At 64.0% G+C, this 17,525-nt stretch carries 15 protein-coding genes; 6 read left to right on the forward strand and 9 right to left on the reverse strand.

The genetic code is table 11. The features are described 5' to 3' along the window. Positions 1-32: 32 nt before the first annotated feature. Positions 33-1,937, reverse strand: a complete 1,905-nt coding sequence (locus tag IH615_RS18965) for an ABC transporter substrate-binding protein (RefSeq protein WP_291364381.1) — start codon at positions 1,935-1,937, stop codon at positions 33-35. 400 nt (positions 1,938-2,337) lie between these two features. Between IH615_RS18965 and IH615_RS18970 the strand changes: the two genes are divergently transcribed. Next, the gene (locus tag IH615_RS18970; protein WP_291364383.1) at positions 2,338-3,429 is read left to right on the forward strand and encodes an ROK family transcriptional regulator; all 1,092 of its coding nucleotides are present in this window, start codon (positions 2,338-2,340) and stop codon (positions 3,427-3,429) included. Here the strand turns inward: IH615_RS18970 and IH615_RS18975 are convergent, their stop codons facing one another. From IH615_RS18975 to IH615_RS18995, 5 genes are all read right to left on the reverse strand, one after another. Continuing rightward, complete coding sequence (locus tag IH615_RS18975; protein WP_291364385.1) at positions 3,430-4,476, reverse strand: LacI family DNA-binding transcriptional regulator; 1,047 nt, start codon at positions 4,474-4,476, stop codon at positions 3,430-3,432. A gap of 55 nt (positions 4,477-4,531) precedes the next feature. After that, positions 4,532-5,638, reverse strand: a complete 1,107-nt coding sequence (locus IH615_RS18980; RefSeq protein ID WP_291364387.1) for a CehA/McbA family metallohydrolase — start codon at positions 5,636-5,638, stop codon at positions 4,532-4,534. 115 nt (positions 5,639-5,753) lie between these two features. Continuing rightward, positions 5,754-8,849, reverse strand: coding sequence for a glycoside hydrolase family 38 C-terminal domain-containing protein (locus tag IH615_RS18985; protein ID WP_291364389.1), 3,096 nt, complete (start codon positions 8,847-8,849; stop codon positions 5,754-5,756). Between the two features lie 153 nt (positions 8,850-9,002). Then, positions 9,003-11,549 (reverse strand): FtsX-like permease family protein, encoded by a 2,547-nt coding sequence (locus IH615_RS18990; RefSeq protein ID WP_291364390.1) that lies wholly within the window; start codon positions 11,547-11,549, stop codon positions 9,003-9,005. After that, entirely contained in the window at positions 11,546-12,247 is a 702-nt protein-coding gene (locus IH615_RS18995) for an ABC transporter ATP-binding protein (RefSeq protein ID WP_291364391.1), read from the reverse strand. The genes IH615_RS18990 and IH615_RS18995 overlap by 4 nt, the downstream gene beginning before the upstream one ends. Before the next feature lie 84 nt (positions 12,248-12,331). Here IH615_RS18995 and IH615_RS19000 point away from each other — a divergent pair, with 84 nt between their 5' ends. After that, the gene (locus tag IH615_RS19000; protein ID WP_291364393.1) at positions 12,332-12,940 is read left to right on the forward strand and encodes an arylesterase; all 609 of its coding nucleotides are present in this window, start codon (positions 12,332-12,334) and stop codon (positions 12,938-12,940) included. Positions 12,941-13,013: 73 nt separating this feature from the next. On the opposite strand, the gene IH615_RS19005 is transcribed toward IH615_RS19000, so the two are convergent. Next, a complete protein-coding gene (locus IH615_RS19005) occupies positions 13,014-13,244 on the reverse strand; it encodes a zf-HC2 domain-containing protein (protein ID WP_291364395.1) in 231 nt (76 codons plus the stop codon). A gap of 90 nt (positions 13,245-13,334) precedes the next feature. Next, a complete protein-coding gene (locus IH615_RS19010) occupies positions 13,335-13,961 on the reverse strand; it encodes a sigma-70 family RNA polymerase sigma factor (RefSeq protein WP_291364396.1) in 627 nt (208 codons plus the stop codon). Positions 13,962-14,312: 351 nt separating this feature from the next. On the opposite strand from IH615_RS19010, the gene IH615_RS19015 reads away from it, so the two are divergent. The 4 genes from IH615_RS19015 (at position 14,313) to IH615_RS19030 (ending at position 16,817) form a co-directional block, all read left to right on the forward strand. After that, positions 14,313-14,606, forward strand: coding sequence for a DUF2282 domain-containing protein (locus IH615_RS19015; protein WP_291364399.1), 294 nt, complete (start codon positions 14,313-14,315; stop codon positions 14,604-14,606). Positions 14,607-14,677: 71 nt separating this feature from the next. Next, a complete protein-coding gene (locus IH615_RS19020; RefSeq protein ID WP_291364401.1) occupies positions 14,678-15,547 on the forward strand; it encodes a DUF692 domain-containing protein in 870 nt (289 codons plus the stop codon). Continuing rightward, positions 15,544-16,302 carry a DNA-binding domain-containing protein gene (locus IH615_RS19025; protein WP_291364403.1) on the forward strand — a complete coding sequence of 253 codons (759 nt, stop codon included), beginning with the start codon at positions 15,544-15,546 and terminating at the stop codon, positions 16,300-16,302. Before IH615_RS19020 ends, IH615_RS19025 begins: the two co-directional genes overlap by 4 nt. A 14-nt stretch (positions 16,303-16,316) precedes the next feature. Further along, positions 16,317-16,817 carry a DoxX family membrane protein gene (locus IH615_RS19030; RefSeq protein ID WP_291364405.1) on the forward strand — a complete coding sequence of 167 codons (501 nt, stop codon included), beginning with the start codon at positions 16,317-16,319 and terminating at the stop codon, positions 16,815-16,817. A 61-nt stretch (positions 16,818-16,878) separates the two neighbouring features. Here IH615_RS19030 and IH615_RS19035 read toward each other — a convergent pair whose 3' ends face one another. After that, complete coding sequence (locus tag IH615_RS19035; protein ID WP_291364406.1) at positions 16,879-17,325, reverse strand: universal stress protein; 447 nt, start codon at positions 17,323-17,325, stop codon at positions 16,879-16,881. Positions 17,326-17,525: the final 200 nt, after the last annotated feature.

The raw sequence follows: 17,525 nt of genomic DNA on the forward strand, positions 1-17,525 counted from the left end.
GCATATTCACCGTGGCCGGCTTCTAGCTGCGATCAGTTCTGGTCGAGCCAGTATTGCTGGGTACGGGACAGGCCGACCTCGCGGAAGATGTCGTCCATGACCAGGCCCGGCTGTACGTTGTGCATCTTGTTGGACACCACGTTGACCACGGTGCCCTCGCCATGGACGCCAATCACATAGCCGCCCTCGACAAAGGTGCGGATCAGTTTGGCCATGGCAGCATCGGCTTCCTCGATCGTGCCGGCGCTGGAGGCGACATCCCACAGGTCGAACATGGTGCGGAAGTCACTGCCCTCGGGTGGCTCGATGCCGCTTTCGCCATTGGTCGTGTACCAGACATAGTGCTGAGCGGCGTAGGTGTCATTACCCATCATCACCCGCGGATCGGCGGGAACATAGGTCAGCCGGTCGAACGCGATGTACTGCATGTCGAACGCATTGTTGGCACGATTGGTATCGAGCTGGGTGCGATCGATGATACGCGGCAGCAGCTCTACGCCTATTTCGACATAGGTTTCGGCCAGCAGCTCCAGCGTCTTGGCATGAGCCATGTCACCGGCTTCCACTACGAGGGTCATCCGCTTGCCATCGGGGCGCAGGCGGAAGCCTTCGCTGTCGCGCTCAGCCAATCCCGCCGCGTCGAGCAGCTCGTTGGCCATGTCAGGATCATATTCGGTCCAGTGGCTGGCCAGATCTTCCTGATAATAGGGAGAGCCGCTGACCGGTGCCGCCTGGATCGGCTTGGCCAGACCCGACTGGGTCAGCTCGATGACCAGTTCACGATCGACGCCGATCGAGAGGGCATGGCGCACATTCTCATCGGCATAGAGCGCGTTGAGGACCTCGTCGGTGGTGTTCATGTTGAGCACCATCGACCACACGGTCGAGCCCAGCCAGGGGACGACCTGGTAGTTCCCGCGCTCTTCGTTCTCCTTGTAGAAGTCGAAGGGCTGGGACATGCCGCGGTCCTGCGCGTCGATCTGGCCCTGGGCCACCATCAGCGCCAGCGTCTGCGGGTCCTGGAACAGTCGATGGTCGATGCGATCGATATAGGGGAGCTGATTGCCCTCCTGATCGACGGCCCAATAGTAGGGATTGCGCACCATGCTCACGGTTTCGGCCGGAGCAGGGGTCTCGATCTTCCAGGCGGTCAGCACTGGCAGGTCGGGATTGGCCCACCAGGCGGTGGCAACACCCTTGGAACCCCAGAGATCCTTCCAGCTCGCCACATTGAAGCTGGCTGCCGCAGCGGCCAGCTCGGCCTCGCTGGCATAGTTGTTGTTGAAGGCGCTGAGATAATGCTTGGGGAAGACGAAGCTGGGGCGGTCCAGGCTCGGCTCGCCAGTGGAGTCCTTGGCCAAGATCTGCAGGAAGTAGACATAGGGCTGGGCAAACTTCACCGTGAAGGTGCGCTCGTCCTTGATTTCGAGTTCCATCGGGACGCCGCCCGGCGCAAAGGTCGCGTCGATGGTGGGCACGATCTCGGGATTGAGGAAGACGTCCTTGTACCAGAACTCGACGTCTTCGGTGGTGACCGGATGGCCGTCTGACCACTTGAGCCCTTCAAGCAGGGTGAAGGTGAATTCGGTCGAGGATTCATTGACCGAATAGCTCTCGATATAGCCAGGGGTCAGCTGGGCAACGCCGTCGGGGCCGGCGGCCCATTTGAGCACCCGCTCTTCCATCAGCTTGGTCGGACCCCAGCGATCACCCGGGCCGCTATAGGCGCGATGCCAGGTGCCGCCATATTCGCCCACGGAAAGGGCATTGACCACGGTAGGCTTGGCCGGCAGGCGCTCGTCGACCGGCGGCAGCGTGCCCGCCTCGACCAGCTCGGTGAGCATCGGAGCCTCCTGGAACGCCCAGGCAGAACCTGCCAGGGCCGTAGCCGACATGGCAGCGATCGCCAGGCGCGCGATCCACTTATTGGCACTCATTGATTTCGTCCCTCGTGCTTCTGCCGAAACTGCACCCGCGGGTGACATGCGGCATCGTGAACCCTTTTAGGGTAGGCTGATCCAAATTGAAAAATTTGCATGATCACCTCCCTGTCATCCTCTGTTCCAGCGTTCGCTTGTACAATTGGCTTGTCTCATTGGCGCGTTTTGTGCTGTTACATGTACAGTCTATGCGCCAGTTTCTCCGTGGCGCAATATGAAATAATTTGCATTGCAGCCATTGTCGGAAGTGAGCGAGGGGGCCTCGCGGGAAACTTGAATGGAAGATTGGCAATTGAATCAAGGTCGTAGCGGCGTGTCGCGTCGTGCTGACACAGCGCCACTTTCGGCACGAAAAAATTCACAAGCCGGTTACTTACGCCTGCTGGCCGAGGCGATGATGGGGGGCGAATCCCTGCAGCGACCCGCCCTGGCCCAAAGGATCGGCCTGTCCAAGCTGGCAGTCTCGGAGCTTCTGGCAGGCCTTGAGGTCCGTGGCCTTGTGCAGGTGGAGGGCAAGCTGGGCGGTGCGCCGGGCCGCTCGCAATTGTCCTATGCGCTCAAGGCCGATGCCGCGCTGGTGCTGGGCTTCGATGTCGGCGGCACCAAGATCGCCGGTGCCATCGCCGATCTGCGTGGACAGGTGCTTGCAGAGACAACCGAACCGACCGTGCAGTCCGGTGCGGCCGATCTTGTCGCCCAACTGGGCAGCATGGCGGACACGCTGTGTGCACAGGCGGGCGTGCCTAGATTCCGCCTGCGCGCAGGCGCTGTCGGCATCCCGGCGGCCGTCCACCCGATCACCGCCGACTTGAGCCTTGCCGGCAATCTTCCGGGGCTGGAGGGTGGCAATCTGCGTTCGAGTCTGCGCGACGCACTGGGCGTCAACGTTCTCATCGACAACGATGTCAACCTGGCTCTTCTCGCCGAAATCGGCCAGGGCACCGACCCGCGCCGGGGAAATGCCGCCTTCATTGCCCTGGGAACCGGCATCGGCGGCGCGCTGATGATCAACGGCCACCTGTTGCGCGGTGCGCATGGTGGCGCCGGCGAGCTTGGCTATATGCCCCTGTGGCAGATCGACGGGCCGGGCGTCCCATCGCTCGAAGAAAGGGTTGGCGAGGCAGGCATTCGTCGCGACTATGTGAGCCGGGGCGGTGACGCTGCCCATACCGTGCGCGATATCTTTGCCGCTGCAGAGCACGGCAACAAGACTGCCCGGGACGTCCTGGACGCTGCCGCCCACCACGTGGCGCGGGCCGCCCTCGCCCTCTTGGCATTGCTCGACCCCGATCTGCTCATCTTCGGCGGCAGCATCGGATCCCGCCCAGAATTCATCGAGCGCGTCGAGCGCCTGGTGTCCGCCACCTGGTTGCGACCGATCCAGGTTGTCCGCAGTCGCAGCGGCGGCAGGGCCGGCCTGCTCGGGGCGCTGGACCTAGCCCGGGGGGCCCTGCTGGAAGAGCTGTTCGGAACCCTTCCGACGCGCTGATCAGCCGATCCGGCGCACGCTGCCACGCACGGTCAGCCGGCATCCGAGCTCGAGCCGGTGGGCCGGCGGATTGAGCGCCACGTTCACGATACGCTGTTCGAGCAGGTGCAGGGCCGCCGACCCCATATATTCGAGCGGCACGCTGACAGTCGTCAGTGCGGGCGCAGTGAACTCGCCGATCGCCACGCCGTCAAAGCCCACGATCGAAACCTCCTCGGGCATCTTCACACCGGCCCGGTCCAGCGCCGTCATCACGCCCAGCGCCAGGTTATCCGCCGCGCAGAAGATCGCCGTGATCCCCCCCATGCCGCCGTGCTGGTCGAGCCAGTCATCGATGGCCTTGGCGCCCAGTTCCGGCAGGTAGCCTTCCGCCAGATGTACGTAGGCTGTGTCGAGGGGCAGTCCATTGGCGCGGAAGGCATCCAGAAAGCCGTCGCGGCGGCGCCGAATGGTGGAGCGCCCCTCCCAGGTCAGATGCATGATCGACCGGTGCCCCTGGCCGATCAGCCAGTTGGTGGCGTAGCGCGCCCCGAAGCGATTGCCCGGCGTCACGCTGTCGATTTGCATTTCGTGGTCTTCGCCATTCATCAGCACCGCCGGAATGCGGGAGGCGGCTATTTCATGCAGCAGGTCGGGGCGGTCCTCGTTGAGCAGCAGGATGCCATCCACCTCGGCCGAGCGCGCCACGTCAACCACATGGGAACCACCCACCGACGGCTTGTCGACCTCCAGGGGGATCACGCGGATGGCGCGCCGCTCGCATTCACGGGTCAGTGCACTGAGCAGCGTCCAGGAATAGAGGTTGTGCTCGTTATGGGGCAGCGTATCGCTGGGCACCGCCAACAGCACGCTGCGCAACACGGCGATGGCGGCCTTCTCCCGCCGCCGCGCCAGATAGCCCAGCGTATTGGCTGCGTTCAGGACGCGTTCGCGCACATCCGCGGAAATGGGCGCCGTGCCATTGAGCACATGCGACACGGTCGAGACCGCCACATCGGCCGCCTCGGCAATGTCCTTGATGCCCACTTTGCGGCTCGGATCACGCACGCTCTGTCCTGTCCAATGCCTGCCCGCACAGTGCGAGGCAGCGATGCCGCCTCAGCTAGAAATGCGGATCATAGTTGAAATAGAGCGGATTGGACAAAGCCACCATGTTCTGGCTTTGCGCCATCGAATTGGGCACTTCCGGATAGGGCGCCTGCGGCCCTTCGATCTCCACCCGATAGTAGGACCGCTCATCCGGTGCCGGCGTGTCCGTGAAGCGGACAGACCGGCTCGCGGCATCGGTAACCAGGCTCGCGAACTCGCCCCGGTTCTTGATCACGCGCACCCGGTAAGCGGCGCCCGGAATGCCGCCTCCGACCAGGCGCACCTCGAAGGTAACCGGGCCGCCAGTGGGCCTGGCATTGTCCCCCATCATCATGTCGAACTGCCCGCTGCCGAGATCGGCATAGAACTCGACACGGGGATTGTAGGGATTGGAGCTGACCGAGGCCCGCCCGCCCTGGAGCGCGGCGAGGATAGCCGGCTTGGTGCGGGCCGTGGCGAAAATCCAGGTCGTGGGTGTGCCGACATAGTTGGCCGAGCCCTCTATGGTCTGCGGCACGATGAGCGCGGGGTCGTTCGGGATGCCGTGATGCGCATCGCTACCGCCGCGCGCGCCGATCATGCGGCCCGACAGCAGCTGGTCGTCCCACATGCGGACGCTTAGGACGTTCTTGGGCCAGATGCTGGTATTCCAGATCTCGACGGAATCGGCGAGGTCCCATGAAAAGCCATAGTGGTTCTTGTGGTTGGGGTGGTTGGCGGACCAATGCACGCCCAGCTCCTGCTTGAGCCGAAGCAGGTCCCAATCCCGCGCATTGCGGGCGTCGAAGATGCGCTGATGGTCATAGGGTTCCGCCGACAGGATATTGACGTGGCCGCGCGGCGCCGTCAGTTCGGCGCCGTAGAACAGCAGCAGCCGGTCCGAGACATAATCCGGGTCGGCCCAGGTATGCTGGGCGACCGAGCCACTGACATGCACGTCATGGTCCGTTACCACGAGATAATCGAACCCCAGCCGCTCGGCAAAATCGATGATCCTTGATTGCGGATTGTTGGTGGAATCGGTGCTGTGCCGGGAATGCATGTGCCAATCGCCCTTGAGCCACATGCCAACTGTCCGCTGGGCAAAGGGGGGCAGGGCATCCGGAATGGCGGGGATCATGGCGTCGTCCTGGCAGTGGGTTGGAACCGGCTTCGGCGCTCAGCGAAGCGGGTCGGGATATCTGGCGCAAACGGTAGGTGAGGTCGCCCCCCGCCGCAAGCGGGAGGCCTGCCCCCTACCCCTCCTGGTCGATCTTGAGGGTGCGGATCTGGAACGGGCGGAATGACAGGGTCACGCTGCTATCGTCTTGCGCCAGCACTGACGTGACGGCTTCGTGCAGGTCCGTCTCGCTGATCCGCGCGGCGCGCGGCAGCGACAGGGTGACGACCCCCGCTTTGCCCTGCGTCTCCCACAGCCGCAGGATCGTTCCGGTTCCCGACTGGCAGGCCTTGACGGTCTCGATCGTCACCTGATCCGAGTTCAGCGCCACGACGGGCAGCACGTCCGGCTGGCTCTCCGCCGCTCCGGCGAGCAGTTGCAGCGGCTGGTTGAAAGCCGTCGCCGCATTGTGGACCGCCTGCAGGTCGCCATCATGCACCAGCAGTGCATAGCGGAAGCGATGCTCGCCCCGATCCGCCTCCGGCCAGGGAAAGATCGGCGACTTGATCAGCGTCAGCCGCAGCACGCTGCCCTTGGCATCATACCCATACTTGCAGTCATTCAGCGCGGCGACGCCGAAGCCGGCTTCGCTGAGGTCGACCCAGCGATGCATCGACGTCTCGAAGCGCGCGCGCTCCCATCTGGTATTGGCATGGGTGGGGCGCGAGACGTGGCCGAACTGGGTTTCGGCCCGGCTGGTATCGGTACGGATATCGAGCGGGAAGCCGACCTTGAGCAGGGTCTGGCTCTCGCGCCAATCGACAAAGCTATCGAATTCGAGCTGGCCCGAACCGGCCGCCAGCGAGACGACCTGCACGATGCGGGACTGCTCATAGGTCCATTCGAAGCGGATGGCCGCGCGGTAGGGTCCGCGCTCGACCACCTCGGCGCTGACCAAGGCATCGACCGGCCAGCTGCGATCCTCGAAATAGTCGTCGATATCCCAGGCATCGAAATCGATCGGAATATCCTGGTGCGCGACAAAGGCATTGCCCGCCTTGCCGGGCATGATGGCTTCGCGGCCGCGGCGCTTGTCGAACAGCGACACCAGTTGCCCCTTCCGGTTGAACACGGCGCGCAGCACCGCATTTTCCAGCAGGGTGGAGGACACCGAGAGACTCGATGGCGGCAAGGGCGCTTCGATGTCGGTCAGCGTGACGTCCAGCGTCGAGAACCCGGCAATCCCCGCGATCGGCACCGCGCAGGCCTGGGTGCCATCGGCCAATTCCAGCGCCTGCGCGGCAATGTCGATACCCCCGACGTGCGCCGCCTTGGTGCCAGCAGGCAGATGCAGCAGACCTGACCGCGTCTGGCTGGCAGCATTGAATACGAGATGCCGGCCCTGTTCGGCCAGGGCCCCGGCCAGCCGCTGCAGCAACGCCTCCGCCTGCGCGAAGAAGCCGGCATATTCGGCGTCGCTGTCATCATAGACCGGCCCGATCGACGTGCCCGGAAGGATATCGTGGAACTGGTTGAGGAGGACCACCTCCCAGAGCTGCTCAATCTCGTCATGGGGATAGGCCACGCCCTGCTGGCGGGCCATCACAGCAAGCAGTTCCAGCCGATGCAGCATCTGTTCGGCGCGGCGATTGTTCCGCTTGTTCTTGGCCACCGAGGTCAGCGTACCGCGATGGTATTCCAGATAGAGTTCGCCCACCCAGCGCGGGAACGCCTCCGGTTCCTGGCGCATGCGCGCCACCAGGCGCTCGAAATAGGGCGCCATGGGCTCGTGGCGAATCTTGGGGCAGCCGGGAATGCCGCGCTCCATCCGGCGCACATTTTCCAGCATGCCGCGGGTCGGGCCGCCGCCGCCGTCACCATGGCCATAGACCAGGAACAGCTCGTCATGCAGCCCCTGCTGGCTGAACCGCTTCCAGGTCCCCATGACGTGGCTGGGAACGAGATCGGGGCAATAGGTGGTGTTGATCCCGTCATATTCGTAGCGCTGCGTGGTCAGGAAATAGGTGGGCACCTGCGTGCCATCCAATCCCTGCCAGAAGAAGATCTCATGCGGCATGCGGTTGGTGTCGTTCCAGCTCATCTTGTGGGTGATGAAGATGTCCAGACCCGCCTGCGTCATTAGCTGCGGCAGCGCGGCAGTGTAGCCAAATGTGTCCGGCAGCCAGACGATGCGCGGCTTCACGCCGAATTTTTCCTGGTGGTAGCGGGAGCCCTTGACGATATGCCGGACGAGGCTCTCGCCGGACGCGATCACCACATCGGGCTCGAGCCAGAGTGCGCCTTCGATCTCGAAGCGCCCTGCCTTGACCTGGCCGGACAGCCGGTCGAACAGCTCGGGATAGTCCCTGTCCAGATAGTCCAGCAGAACGCCCTGATTATACATGAAGCGGTAATCTTCATATTCGTCCATCAGCGCGAGCGCATTGGCCATGGACCGCGCCATCTTCTGGCGGGTCTCGCGCACGCGCCACAGCCAGGCCACGTCGATATGGGTATGGCCGGTGGCGACAATCTCGGGCATGGCGTCGGCATCGGCCTCCGCATAGATCGCGTCGGCCCGCGCCCGCGCCGCCTCGAGGCTGGCGGCGAAACGTGCCGGGTCGCCCGGCCGAAAATCGATCAAGTCGAGCGCCTCGTCGATATAGCGCAGCAGCCGGGCCCGGCGGGCGTCGTCGGGCTTGAGCAGCCGGGCCACATCCAGCGGCACCTTGAGGTCGTAATAGACAATTTCGGCCAGCCGATCGTGGATCACCAGCTCAACGCCAAAGCCGAGCTGCCGCCGGTCCTCGATCGTCCCGGCCTCGATCAGGATGTCGAAGACCTGTCCGGCCGCGGCATGGTCGGTCAACCTGAATTCGCGGTGATTGCCATCGCCGCCCTGGGCAATCCGGCCGTCGATCCGCACCAGCAGTTGCGGATCGCTGCGTCCCATCACCGAGCCGAACTGGGCGTGGATCCGGCCGAACAGGGCCTTTCCGGCAAGTGCGTCGGGCACGACGAGTTGCCCGCCAAACCAGTAATAGCCATCCGGCTCGCCCCAGATCAGGTCGCGATCGACCCTGGTCCAGGCAGAGCGATCCTCAACGGGCACGGTCCCGCGCTCGCCATTGCCGGCGGGACGATAGTGCAACGATGCAAAAACAGCAGATGGCGAAAAGATGCGCTCGCGCAGAACGGCGAGCAGACGATCGAGCTTGGCGAGGCGGGGCATGGAACATTCGCTGGTTGATACTCTCGCCTTCTAGCCAAGATCGCGCCGCATCGCCAGACGTTCGGGCAGCGCCATGCAACCGAATCCGCAGCGAAAGCAGGCCGCGGCTTCGGATGCGACGATGAATGAATGCGGACGCATATCGAGGCTGCGCTAACCGTCTTCTCGCAATCGGTCTGCGGGCCTTGCAGACATGGCGGACCAGGTCGTGGCGGCCCCCGTGGCGGTCGTCACGATGACGATGCTGGCCGCCAGCAGGCTCAGTTGCAGGGGCTGAACGGCAAAGCCGATTTCGAGCAGGAAGGTGGAGGCAGCCCAGGCGCCGGCGAGTGCGATCAGGCCCGCCAGGAGCGCGGCAATGGCGCCCAGGAGGGCATATTCAACCAGAAACGCCAGGATCACGAAGGAGCGCCGGGCACCCAGCACTTTCATGACAACCGCATCGGCCTCCCGCTGTTGGCGACCGACACTGAGTGCGCCTGCCAGCACCAGCACGCCGGCGATGACGGCCGTTCCGCTGACCAGCGCGATAGCGCTGATCAGCCCGTCGAACACCGACTGCACGCGGGCCAGCGCGTCCCCCACGGGCACGAAGGTCAATTGCGGCAGGGCTGCTATCAGCCCCGCTTCAACGGCCGATGCCGCGCCGGGCGACGCCTTGATGGTGCCGAAATAGGATTGCGGTGCGCGCTCGATCAGGCCGGGCGAGACGATAATGCGGAAATTGAAATCTGGGCTACGCCAGTCGATGGCGCGGAAGCTGGCAAGGGTCACCGTCAAAGGCCGCCCGGCAATCGACAGGGTAATGGTGTCACCCAGCTCAAGGTTCAGAGCGTCTCGCATTTCGGTGCTGAGGGAGGCTTGGGGCTCGCCCGCATAGTCGGTCGGCCACCAGACGCCTTCGTCGATCACCGTGCCACCTGGAACCTCGGCAGACCAGGTCAGGGCCGTATCACCTCGGAACATGTCGGCGACGTCGCGGCGAACGTCTTCGCTCGATGGCGCTGGCACGCCGTTCAGTTCGGTAATGGTTCCTCGCAGCATGGGAATGGTCGTCAGCGTATCAACCTGCGGCGTTTCGGCGACGAAGGTGTCGAGCGCTGCCCGTTCGTCGCGGTCCATATCCAGCAGCACGAAATCGGGCGCCTCGGCACTGACCTCGGTGGCGATCTGGCCATTGATGTTGGACTGGGTGGTTACGATGAGCAGAAGCAGGGACAGCCCCATGCCCATCGAGACCAGGACGGTGGTGGTCGGCGCGCCGGGGCGGATGATCGCCGAGATTGCCTGGCGCAACAGGCGTTGACGCGGCGCCGGCGCCTTGACCAGGAAGCGCCGCAGCAGGGCCGCCGCGAGACGCAGCACAGCAAAGGCAACCAGTGTGCCGGCAAAGTAGATGGCCACCAGCCGAAGATCGCTGGCGATGAGCAGGGTCAGGCCGAACAGTGCGGCAAAGCCTGCCAGGAGCGGCGCGACAAAGCCGGGCCTGAGCAGGGCCCGCCACGCAAGACCCTCCATCGCGCTGCTCGATCCGGCGCGGAACAGCAGGGCGGGCCGGACGGCGCGTGCCTGCAGCAATGGCACCCAGGAAAAGATCAGTGCCGTGACCAGGCCGATGACCCCGGCGACCAGCATGGACCGGAAGTCCAGCATCGGCGGCAGATCGATGCCGATCAGGCCCGAGAGCAAGGGCAGCAGTGCCAGGGTCGCCGCTGCGACGATCACCAGGCCAATGCCAACGGCGATGAGCGAAAGGAGAACAATCTGCACCAGGAAGTGGAACAGCACGCGGCCGCCGTTGGCGCCGAGGGAACGCATGGTGGCAATGGCCCCCTGGCGTTCGCCGATATAGGCCGCCACGGCATTGGCCGCCCCCAGACCACCCACCACCATGGAAGAGAGGGCCACCAGCAGCATGAAATTGCCGAACACACCGATGAAGCGCGCGATTGTTGCCGTGGCCTGGCGGGGCGAGCGGATCTGCCAGTCGCCCTCCGGGAAAGCCTCATCCAGCGCAGTGCGCGCAGCCTCGAAATCGCTATCGTCCAGCAGGACCTTGTAGCGGAACTGGCTAAGTACGCCCTCCTCGCGCAAGCCGGCCGGTGCCAGCGCCGAGCTCGAAATCAGGGCCGGCGCCCCAAGCTGGAAGCCCGCCGTCGCCTGGTCGGGCAGCGCTGCGATAATGCCGCGCAGTTCGACATCGAGGGCCCCGATGCGGACGGTCTCCCCGACTTGCGCCCCAAGACGTAGCGCCGCCTGTTGGGATAGGAGCAATCCGAAGCTTCCATTCCGCTCGGCCAGCAGGTCGGCAATGTTCCCCTCCAGCGCGCCAGCAACCAGGCTGACCTCTCCCACCAGGGGGTAGGCGTCGGTTACCGCCCGAAGCGCGAGGAACACGCTCTTGCCATTGGCCACAGCCTGCGAATTGAGCTCGACTTCCCGGCTGACCGTCCCTAGCCCGTCGAGCGCCGCGACCAGCAGGTCGCCGACATCGCTGCGCTGGGACCGCAATTCCAGGTCGCCCCCTAGGATGAGCCGGGCATCACGTTCGATCGCTGCCTCGACGCTGCTGCGCACGGCACTGACGGTGCCAATGGCGGCCACGCCCAGAGCGAGGCAGGCAATCAGGATGACGAACCGCTGGACGCTGCCGCGCAGATCGATCAGCGCCACGCGTAACCAGCCTTGCAGGCGCCTCATGAGACGGCCGCTTCCAACTCGCGCAGTTCCCCACGGTCCATGCGCATGCGGCGATCGGCCCGCTTCGCCAGCCCGTTGTCGTGGGTGATCAGCATCACCGCCATCTTGTTGCGCCGCGCCAGGGTGAACAACAGGTCGATGGCCGACGCGGCCGTTTCCTGGTCGAGATTGCCGGTCGGCTCGTCGGCCAAAAGGAGCCTCGGCCGCGTGACGATGGCTCGGGCCAGTCCCACCCGCTGCTGCTCGCCGCCCGAGAGCGCACTGGGCAGATGGGTCTCGCGCTCGGCCAGCCCCACCTCGGCAAGCGCTGCCCCGGCACGTGCCCTGATCTCGGCCACCGGCAGGTCATCGAAGGCAATCTCGAGCGCCAGGGCGACATTTTCGAGGGCTGTCATCGAGGGGATGAGGTGAAAATTCTGGAACAAGATGCCAATGTTTTGCCGGCGCATATCGGCAAGCTGGTCTTCGTCCAGTCCGGCAAGGTCGGTACCGCCGATGGAGACGACCCCATCGCTGGCCTTTTCCAGGCCACCCAGCACCATCAGCAGGCTGGTCTTGCCGCTGCCAGAGGGCCCCACCACGGAGACCACCTCGCCCGGACTTATCGCAAACGTGATGGATTTGAGGATATGAAGCGCGCTGCCGCCCGACTTAAGGTGCAGGTTCATGTCCCGCGTGCGGGCGATGTTTTCGATCATGGGCGGGGCCGGGGATTGGTCGGAACGGAAGGGTTCGAAGTGCAGCACGTGAGGACAAGATGGTGGCAGCGCGCGGCTGGCGCAATGGTGCTGACCGCCGCGATGTCGGCACTGGCTCCGCCGGTTGCGGCCGAAGATATCAGGATAATGCTCTACGGCGACTCCCTGCTCGCCGGGCTGGGCCTGTCGGCCGAAGAAAGCCTCATGGGTCAATTGCAGGCGGCGATGGATGCGGAGCGGATCCAGGCGACGCTGGTCAATGCCAGCGTTTCCGGGGACACCACGGCCGATGGGTTGGCGCGGCTGGACTGGACACTGGGTGACGCCCCCGATGCGGTGATCCTGGGGCTCGGCGCCAACGATATGCTGCAGGGCTTCCCGGCAACCGATGCCCGGGCGAACCTTGACGCGATAATGGCCCGGCTTGATCAGCTCGGCGTGCCAGTATTGCTTTTGGGTATGAAGGCCAATCGCGGCCTGGGCAGCGACTATGTGGACGAGTTTGACGCCATCTATCCCGACCTGGCCCAGGAGCATGGGACCCTGCTCTATCCGTTCTTCCTTGGGGGCGTGGCGCTCGATCCTGACCTCAACCAGCGCGATCTGCTCCACCCCAACGCCGAGGGTGTCGCGGTGATCGTGGCTGGCATGATGCCGCTGGTGGAACAACTGGTCCAAAGCGTGGAGCCGTGACGGATCACGGAAGGCCTGTCAGATATCGGTACCATCCATGCCCAGATGCCCCTTGGCGATCGCGGTGTCGAACCTATGACTTTCCCAGAGCATCACGAAAGGCTTCGATGACGCGGGGATCCGGTTCGGAACGCTCGGCCTGCCCTGACTTCAGCAGCGCGACTGTCTTGGCGAGCTGATCGATATAGGCGCGGCAATGCTTGCACATGAGCAGGTGCATCTTGACGCCGGCGCGCTGGCGCAGGGTCAGGGTGCCTTCCAGGTAATCGGTCGCGGTCTCGCTGAGTTCGCGGCAACTAAGCATGGTCAGGTCTCCGGGGCGCAGACGGAAACGCCCGATCGTGATCGAATATGTAGGTGAGTGGCGCTAGTGCGCAAACTGTTACAGTCATGCTCAAGAGTTTCCCATCAGCGCTTCCAGTGCTGCCCGGATGCGGGCGCGCCCACGATGCAGCAGGATGCGATGGTTGGCTTCGCTGACCTCCAGGATAGCGCAGGCTTCCTCGGGAGAAAGACCTTCGAGATCACGCAGGGTGACCACGGCGCGCTGATTGGCCGGCAGCGTTTCGAGCACGGCCATGGCATGTGCGAGCAGTTGCTTGCCACCCACGATGCGTTCCGGGTTGATCTCGGACCACCGCCCCGGTGGAGATAGCCAGGAGCCGTCGCCCGAAAACCGATCGGGATCGACCGCCGGGTCATTATAGCCCATGTCCGAGAACGACACCGAGCGACCGTTGCGCTTGGCCTTGGCGCGGGCGATGTTGGCGAGAACGGCGAACGTCCAGCTCTTGAGGGATGAGCGCTCCTCAAACCGCGCTATGCCCGATATGAGCGCAAGCCAGGTATCCTGCACCGCTTCTTCCGCCGCTGCGGGATCGCGCAGGAATGTCCGGGCAAAGGCCAGCATGGACTTTTGTTGTTCGGCCACGAGCTGGCGAAAGGCCTGCTCGTCTCCGCGCTTCAGCGCCTGGATCAATGCCCGCTCGTCGCGCCCGGACCCAGCAGCGCCCAAAACCATGCATGCCCCCGGAATCCTTGGCCCGTGGGTAGCGGCCTTTTCCCGGATTCCGTTCCCATTCGCAGGATTGCGACCGGCGGTTACAGAAATGTCTCCTGATCTGTAACGCTGACTGCTGCCGACGGACGTGAGCACATGGGGCCGATCAGCACTCCTCGGTCCCTTTCCGTCACCGGTATCGTCCCTTCGCCGCGCGCAGATTGTTCGTGTGGCCAGGCGTCCATTCGTGCGCTTCGCCGCTTCGATCTGCTCACTATTCTGTGAAGAGCCACGTCGTAACGGTAATGCCCGTCAACCGAACTATAGGGCACGGAGCCCTTCTGGTTCCGCCTCTGAAAGGGAGAACTCACCATGAACCGTCGGACCTCGCTCGCTCTCGCCGCCTCGCTGCTCACCGCCGTCGCCGGTCTGTCCGTGCAGGGCGCTGTCGCTCAGGACGCCACCGAAAAGTGCTACGGCGTTGCCCTTGCGGGCCAGAATGACTGCGCCGCCGGCCCCGGCACCACCTGCGCCGGCACATCTGTCATCGACTACCAGGGCAACGCCTGGAAGGCAGTTCCGGCAGGAACCTGTCTGACCATGTCCTTTGAAGGCGACCGCATGGGCTCGCTTGAAGCCCTCGATCGCGACCTGCCCCAGGCCTGATCGACGTCGCCCCCAAAGCACCGGAGATCCGTCCCCTCGGATCTCCGGCCTTCCCCAAAGGGAGATCGAGAATGGACGCACCGCACCTTCCCCCACGCGCCGGTCTGGGACTCAAGCCCCAGCACTATGCCGAGATTCTTGAAAGCCGCCCCGATATCGGATTTTTCGAGGTACACGCCGAAAACTATATGGGTGACGGGGGACCACCGCATCGGTACCTCGCAGCGATCGTTGATCGATATCCGCTCTCGCTGCATGGTGTCGGCCTGTCGATCGGCGGCGAGGCTCCGCTCAACCGGGACCATCTGCGCCGCCTGCGGTCATTGGTCGACCGCTACAAGCCACAATCGTTTTCCGAGCATCTGGCCTGGTCGTCGCATGAGGAGACAAGCCTCAACGACCTGCTGCCGCTGCCCTATACCAATGCCACGCTGGACCGGGTGGTCGCCCATGTCGAAGAGGTCCAGCAGGCGCTGGGCCGCACCATGCTGCTCGAAAACCCGTCCACCTATGTGCTGTTCGCCGAAAGCACGATCGACGAGATCGATTTTCTGGCGGCCATCGCCGAACGGACGGGCTGCGGGCTGCTGCTGGACGTCAACAATGTCATGGTCTCCTCGGTCAATCACCGGCTCGACCCCTTCACCTATGTCGAGCGCTTCCCCGTGCATGCTGTGGGCGAGATCCATCTGGCCGGCTATGACGAGACCACCGACGCCGCTGGCGAGCGGCTGCTGATCGATGCCCATGCCTCGCGGGTCAGCCAGGACGTCTTCGCGCTCTTTCGGCATACGCTGGGCCGAACAGGACCGGTGCCGACGCTGGTGGAGTGGGACAATAACGTGCCCGCCTTTTCGGTGCTGGCGGACGAGGCGCGCATTGTCGATCTTGCCATCACGGAGGTCTCCGCTCGCGGCGACCGCCAGGAGCGCGTTGCATGACGATCGGGTCCGTTCGTCAGGCAGACTTTGTCGCCGCGCTGGTCGACCCGGCAAGGGCGGTACCATCAGGCATCGTCTCCTACCGCGGCGACAGCGACACCAAGCGCTTCGCGGTCTATCGCAACAATGTCCATGTCGGACTGGTTGGCGTGCTGGCCGCCAAGTACCCGGTTTGTGCGCAGCTGGTGGGCGAAGAGTTTTTCACCGTCATGGCGCGCATCTATGTGGCCGACCACAAACCCACCTCACCCATCATGATGCAATATGGTGCCGATTTCCCTGCCTTTATCGCCGACTTCGCCGGCGCGCGCTCGGTGCCATATCTTTCCGACATGGCGGCGCTCGAGGAGGCATGGAGCATCGCGTACAATGCGGCAGATGACAGCCCGGCCGGCTTGGCCGAGATCGCTGCGATCGATCCGGAAGTCTTGCCGGACCTGACTTTGAAGCCCCATGCGGCGACCGGCCTGCTCCGATCGGACTACCCGATCGGCTCCATCTGGTCCGCGCATCAGGCGCCGGGGGTAGCCGTTCGGGCGGGCGCAGAGGCCGTATTGATCACGCGGCCTGCACTGGACGTGAAAGTGACGGTCATCCCCACCGCAGATGCTGTCTTTGCGCATGACCTGCTGCAGGGCTCGGCTGTCGGCGACGCAGTGGAGCGCACACTGATCAGCCACCCCGAATTTGATTTCGGAAGCGCCTTGGTGGGGCTTTGTTCCCTTGGCGCATTTTCCCAACCGGCGTTGACGTAGAAAGCAGGCTCATCATGCTGCAGAAAATTGGAAGTCTCTGTCAGGCTGCGGATCGGCTGATTGCGGCCATCCCCCACTCCATTAGCCTCCTGGTCTTGCGCGTGGCACTTGCCATTCCGTTCTGGCGCTCTGGCATGACCAAGTGGGACGGATTTCTCAATCTCTCGAGCGGAGCGCGCTACCTGTTCGAGCAGGAGTTCAAGCTCCACATCTTCGGGCAAGCCATAGCCTATCCGTTTCCCCTCACTGCTGCATTTCTGGCAGGCCTAGGCGAGGTCGTGCTGCCAGTGCTGCTCGTGCTGGGCCTGGGCACCCGATTTGCCGCGGCGGGCATTCTGCTCATGACCTTGGTGATACAGCTGACCATTCCCGATGGTCTGATCAACTTCCATTTGCCCTGGGCCGCCATGGCGCTCGCGCTGATGGCCTTTGGCGGCGGACGGCTATCTGTCGATGCCCTCGCAATGGGGATGATGCGGCAGACGCCAGCCCAGCGCGCACTCCACCCCTTGTGACGTGCGAGGCCTCGCGACCCGGTGTTACGGCCGTACAGCTGTTGCTCGCGCCCGAACGACCCTATCGCACGACCAGAACGGGGATGGTCGTATGGGCGAGCACCTCGGATGTCTGGCTGCCGAGAAGCACCTTCTGCACGCCGCGCCGGCCGTGCGAAGCCATGACGATGAGATCGCAGCCATTGAGCCTGGCATATCTGACGATTGCCTCGGCCGGAGCTTCATCAATTTCGTGGGCAAGCTCGGCAGTGATGCCAAATTCGGAGGTGCGTCGCTCGATATCGGCGAACCGCTCCTTCATGATCGCATCTATCTGCTGATCGTAGCGCGACACCGGATCATCGATCCCGCCCATGCGCGCGGCATTGACCATGTCGAGCCGCAATGGTTCTGAGACAGTCAACACGGTAACCTTGGCATTCAGAGGCCGAGCCAGCGCCAATCCATGTTCGAGCCCCTTGCTGGCAAGTTCAGAGCCATCGGTAGCGATCAGCACGTGCTTGTACATTGCTTTCCCCCTGGTCTTGTTCCGCTATCCTGCACGGGAGTGACCCGAAGACAAGCAGCTTCACGACGGTTACGGACGGTGCCGTCTGGCCCTTGAGCAGCATTCAACCAGCCTGGATGGCGACGAGGCCCACGCGGCTTTTGCGCGACCGACACGGCGAAGCCCTTCCACAGAATGCGATCGGGTTCTGAGGGGCATCG

This window comes from Devosia sp., from assembly GCF_014860165.1.
Lineage (GTDB): Bacteria > Pseudomonadota > Alphaproteobacteria > Rhizobiales > Devosiaceae > Devosia.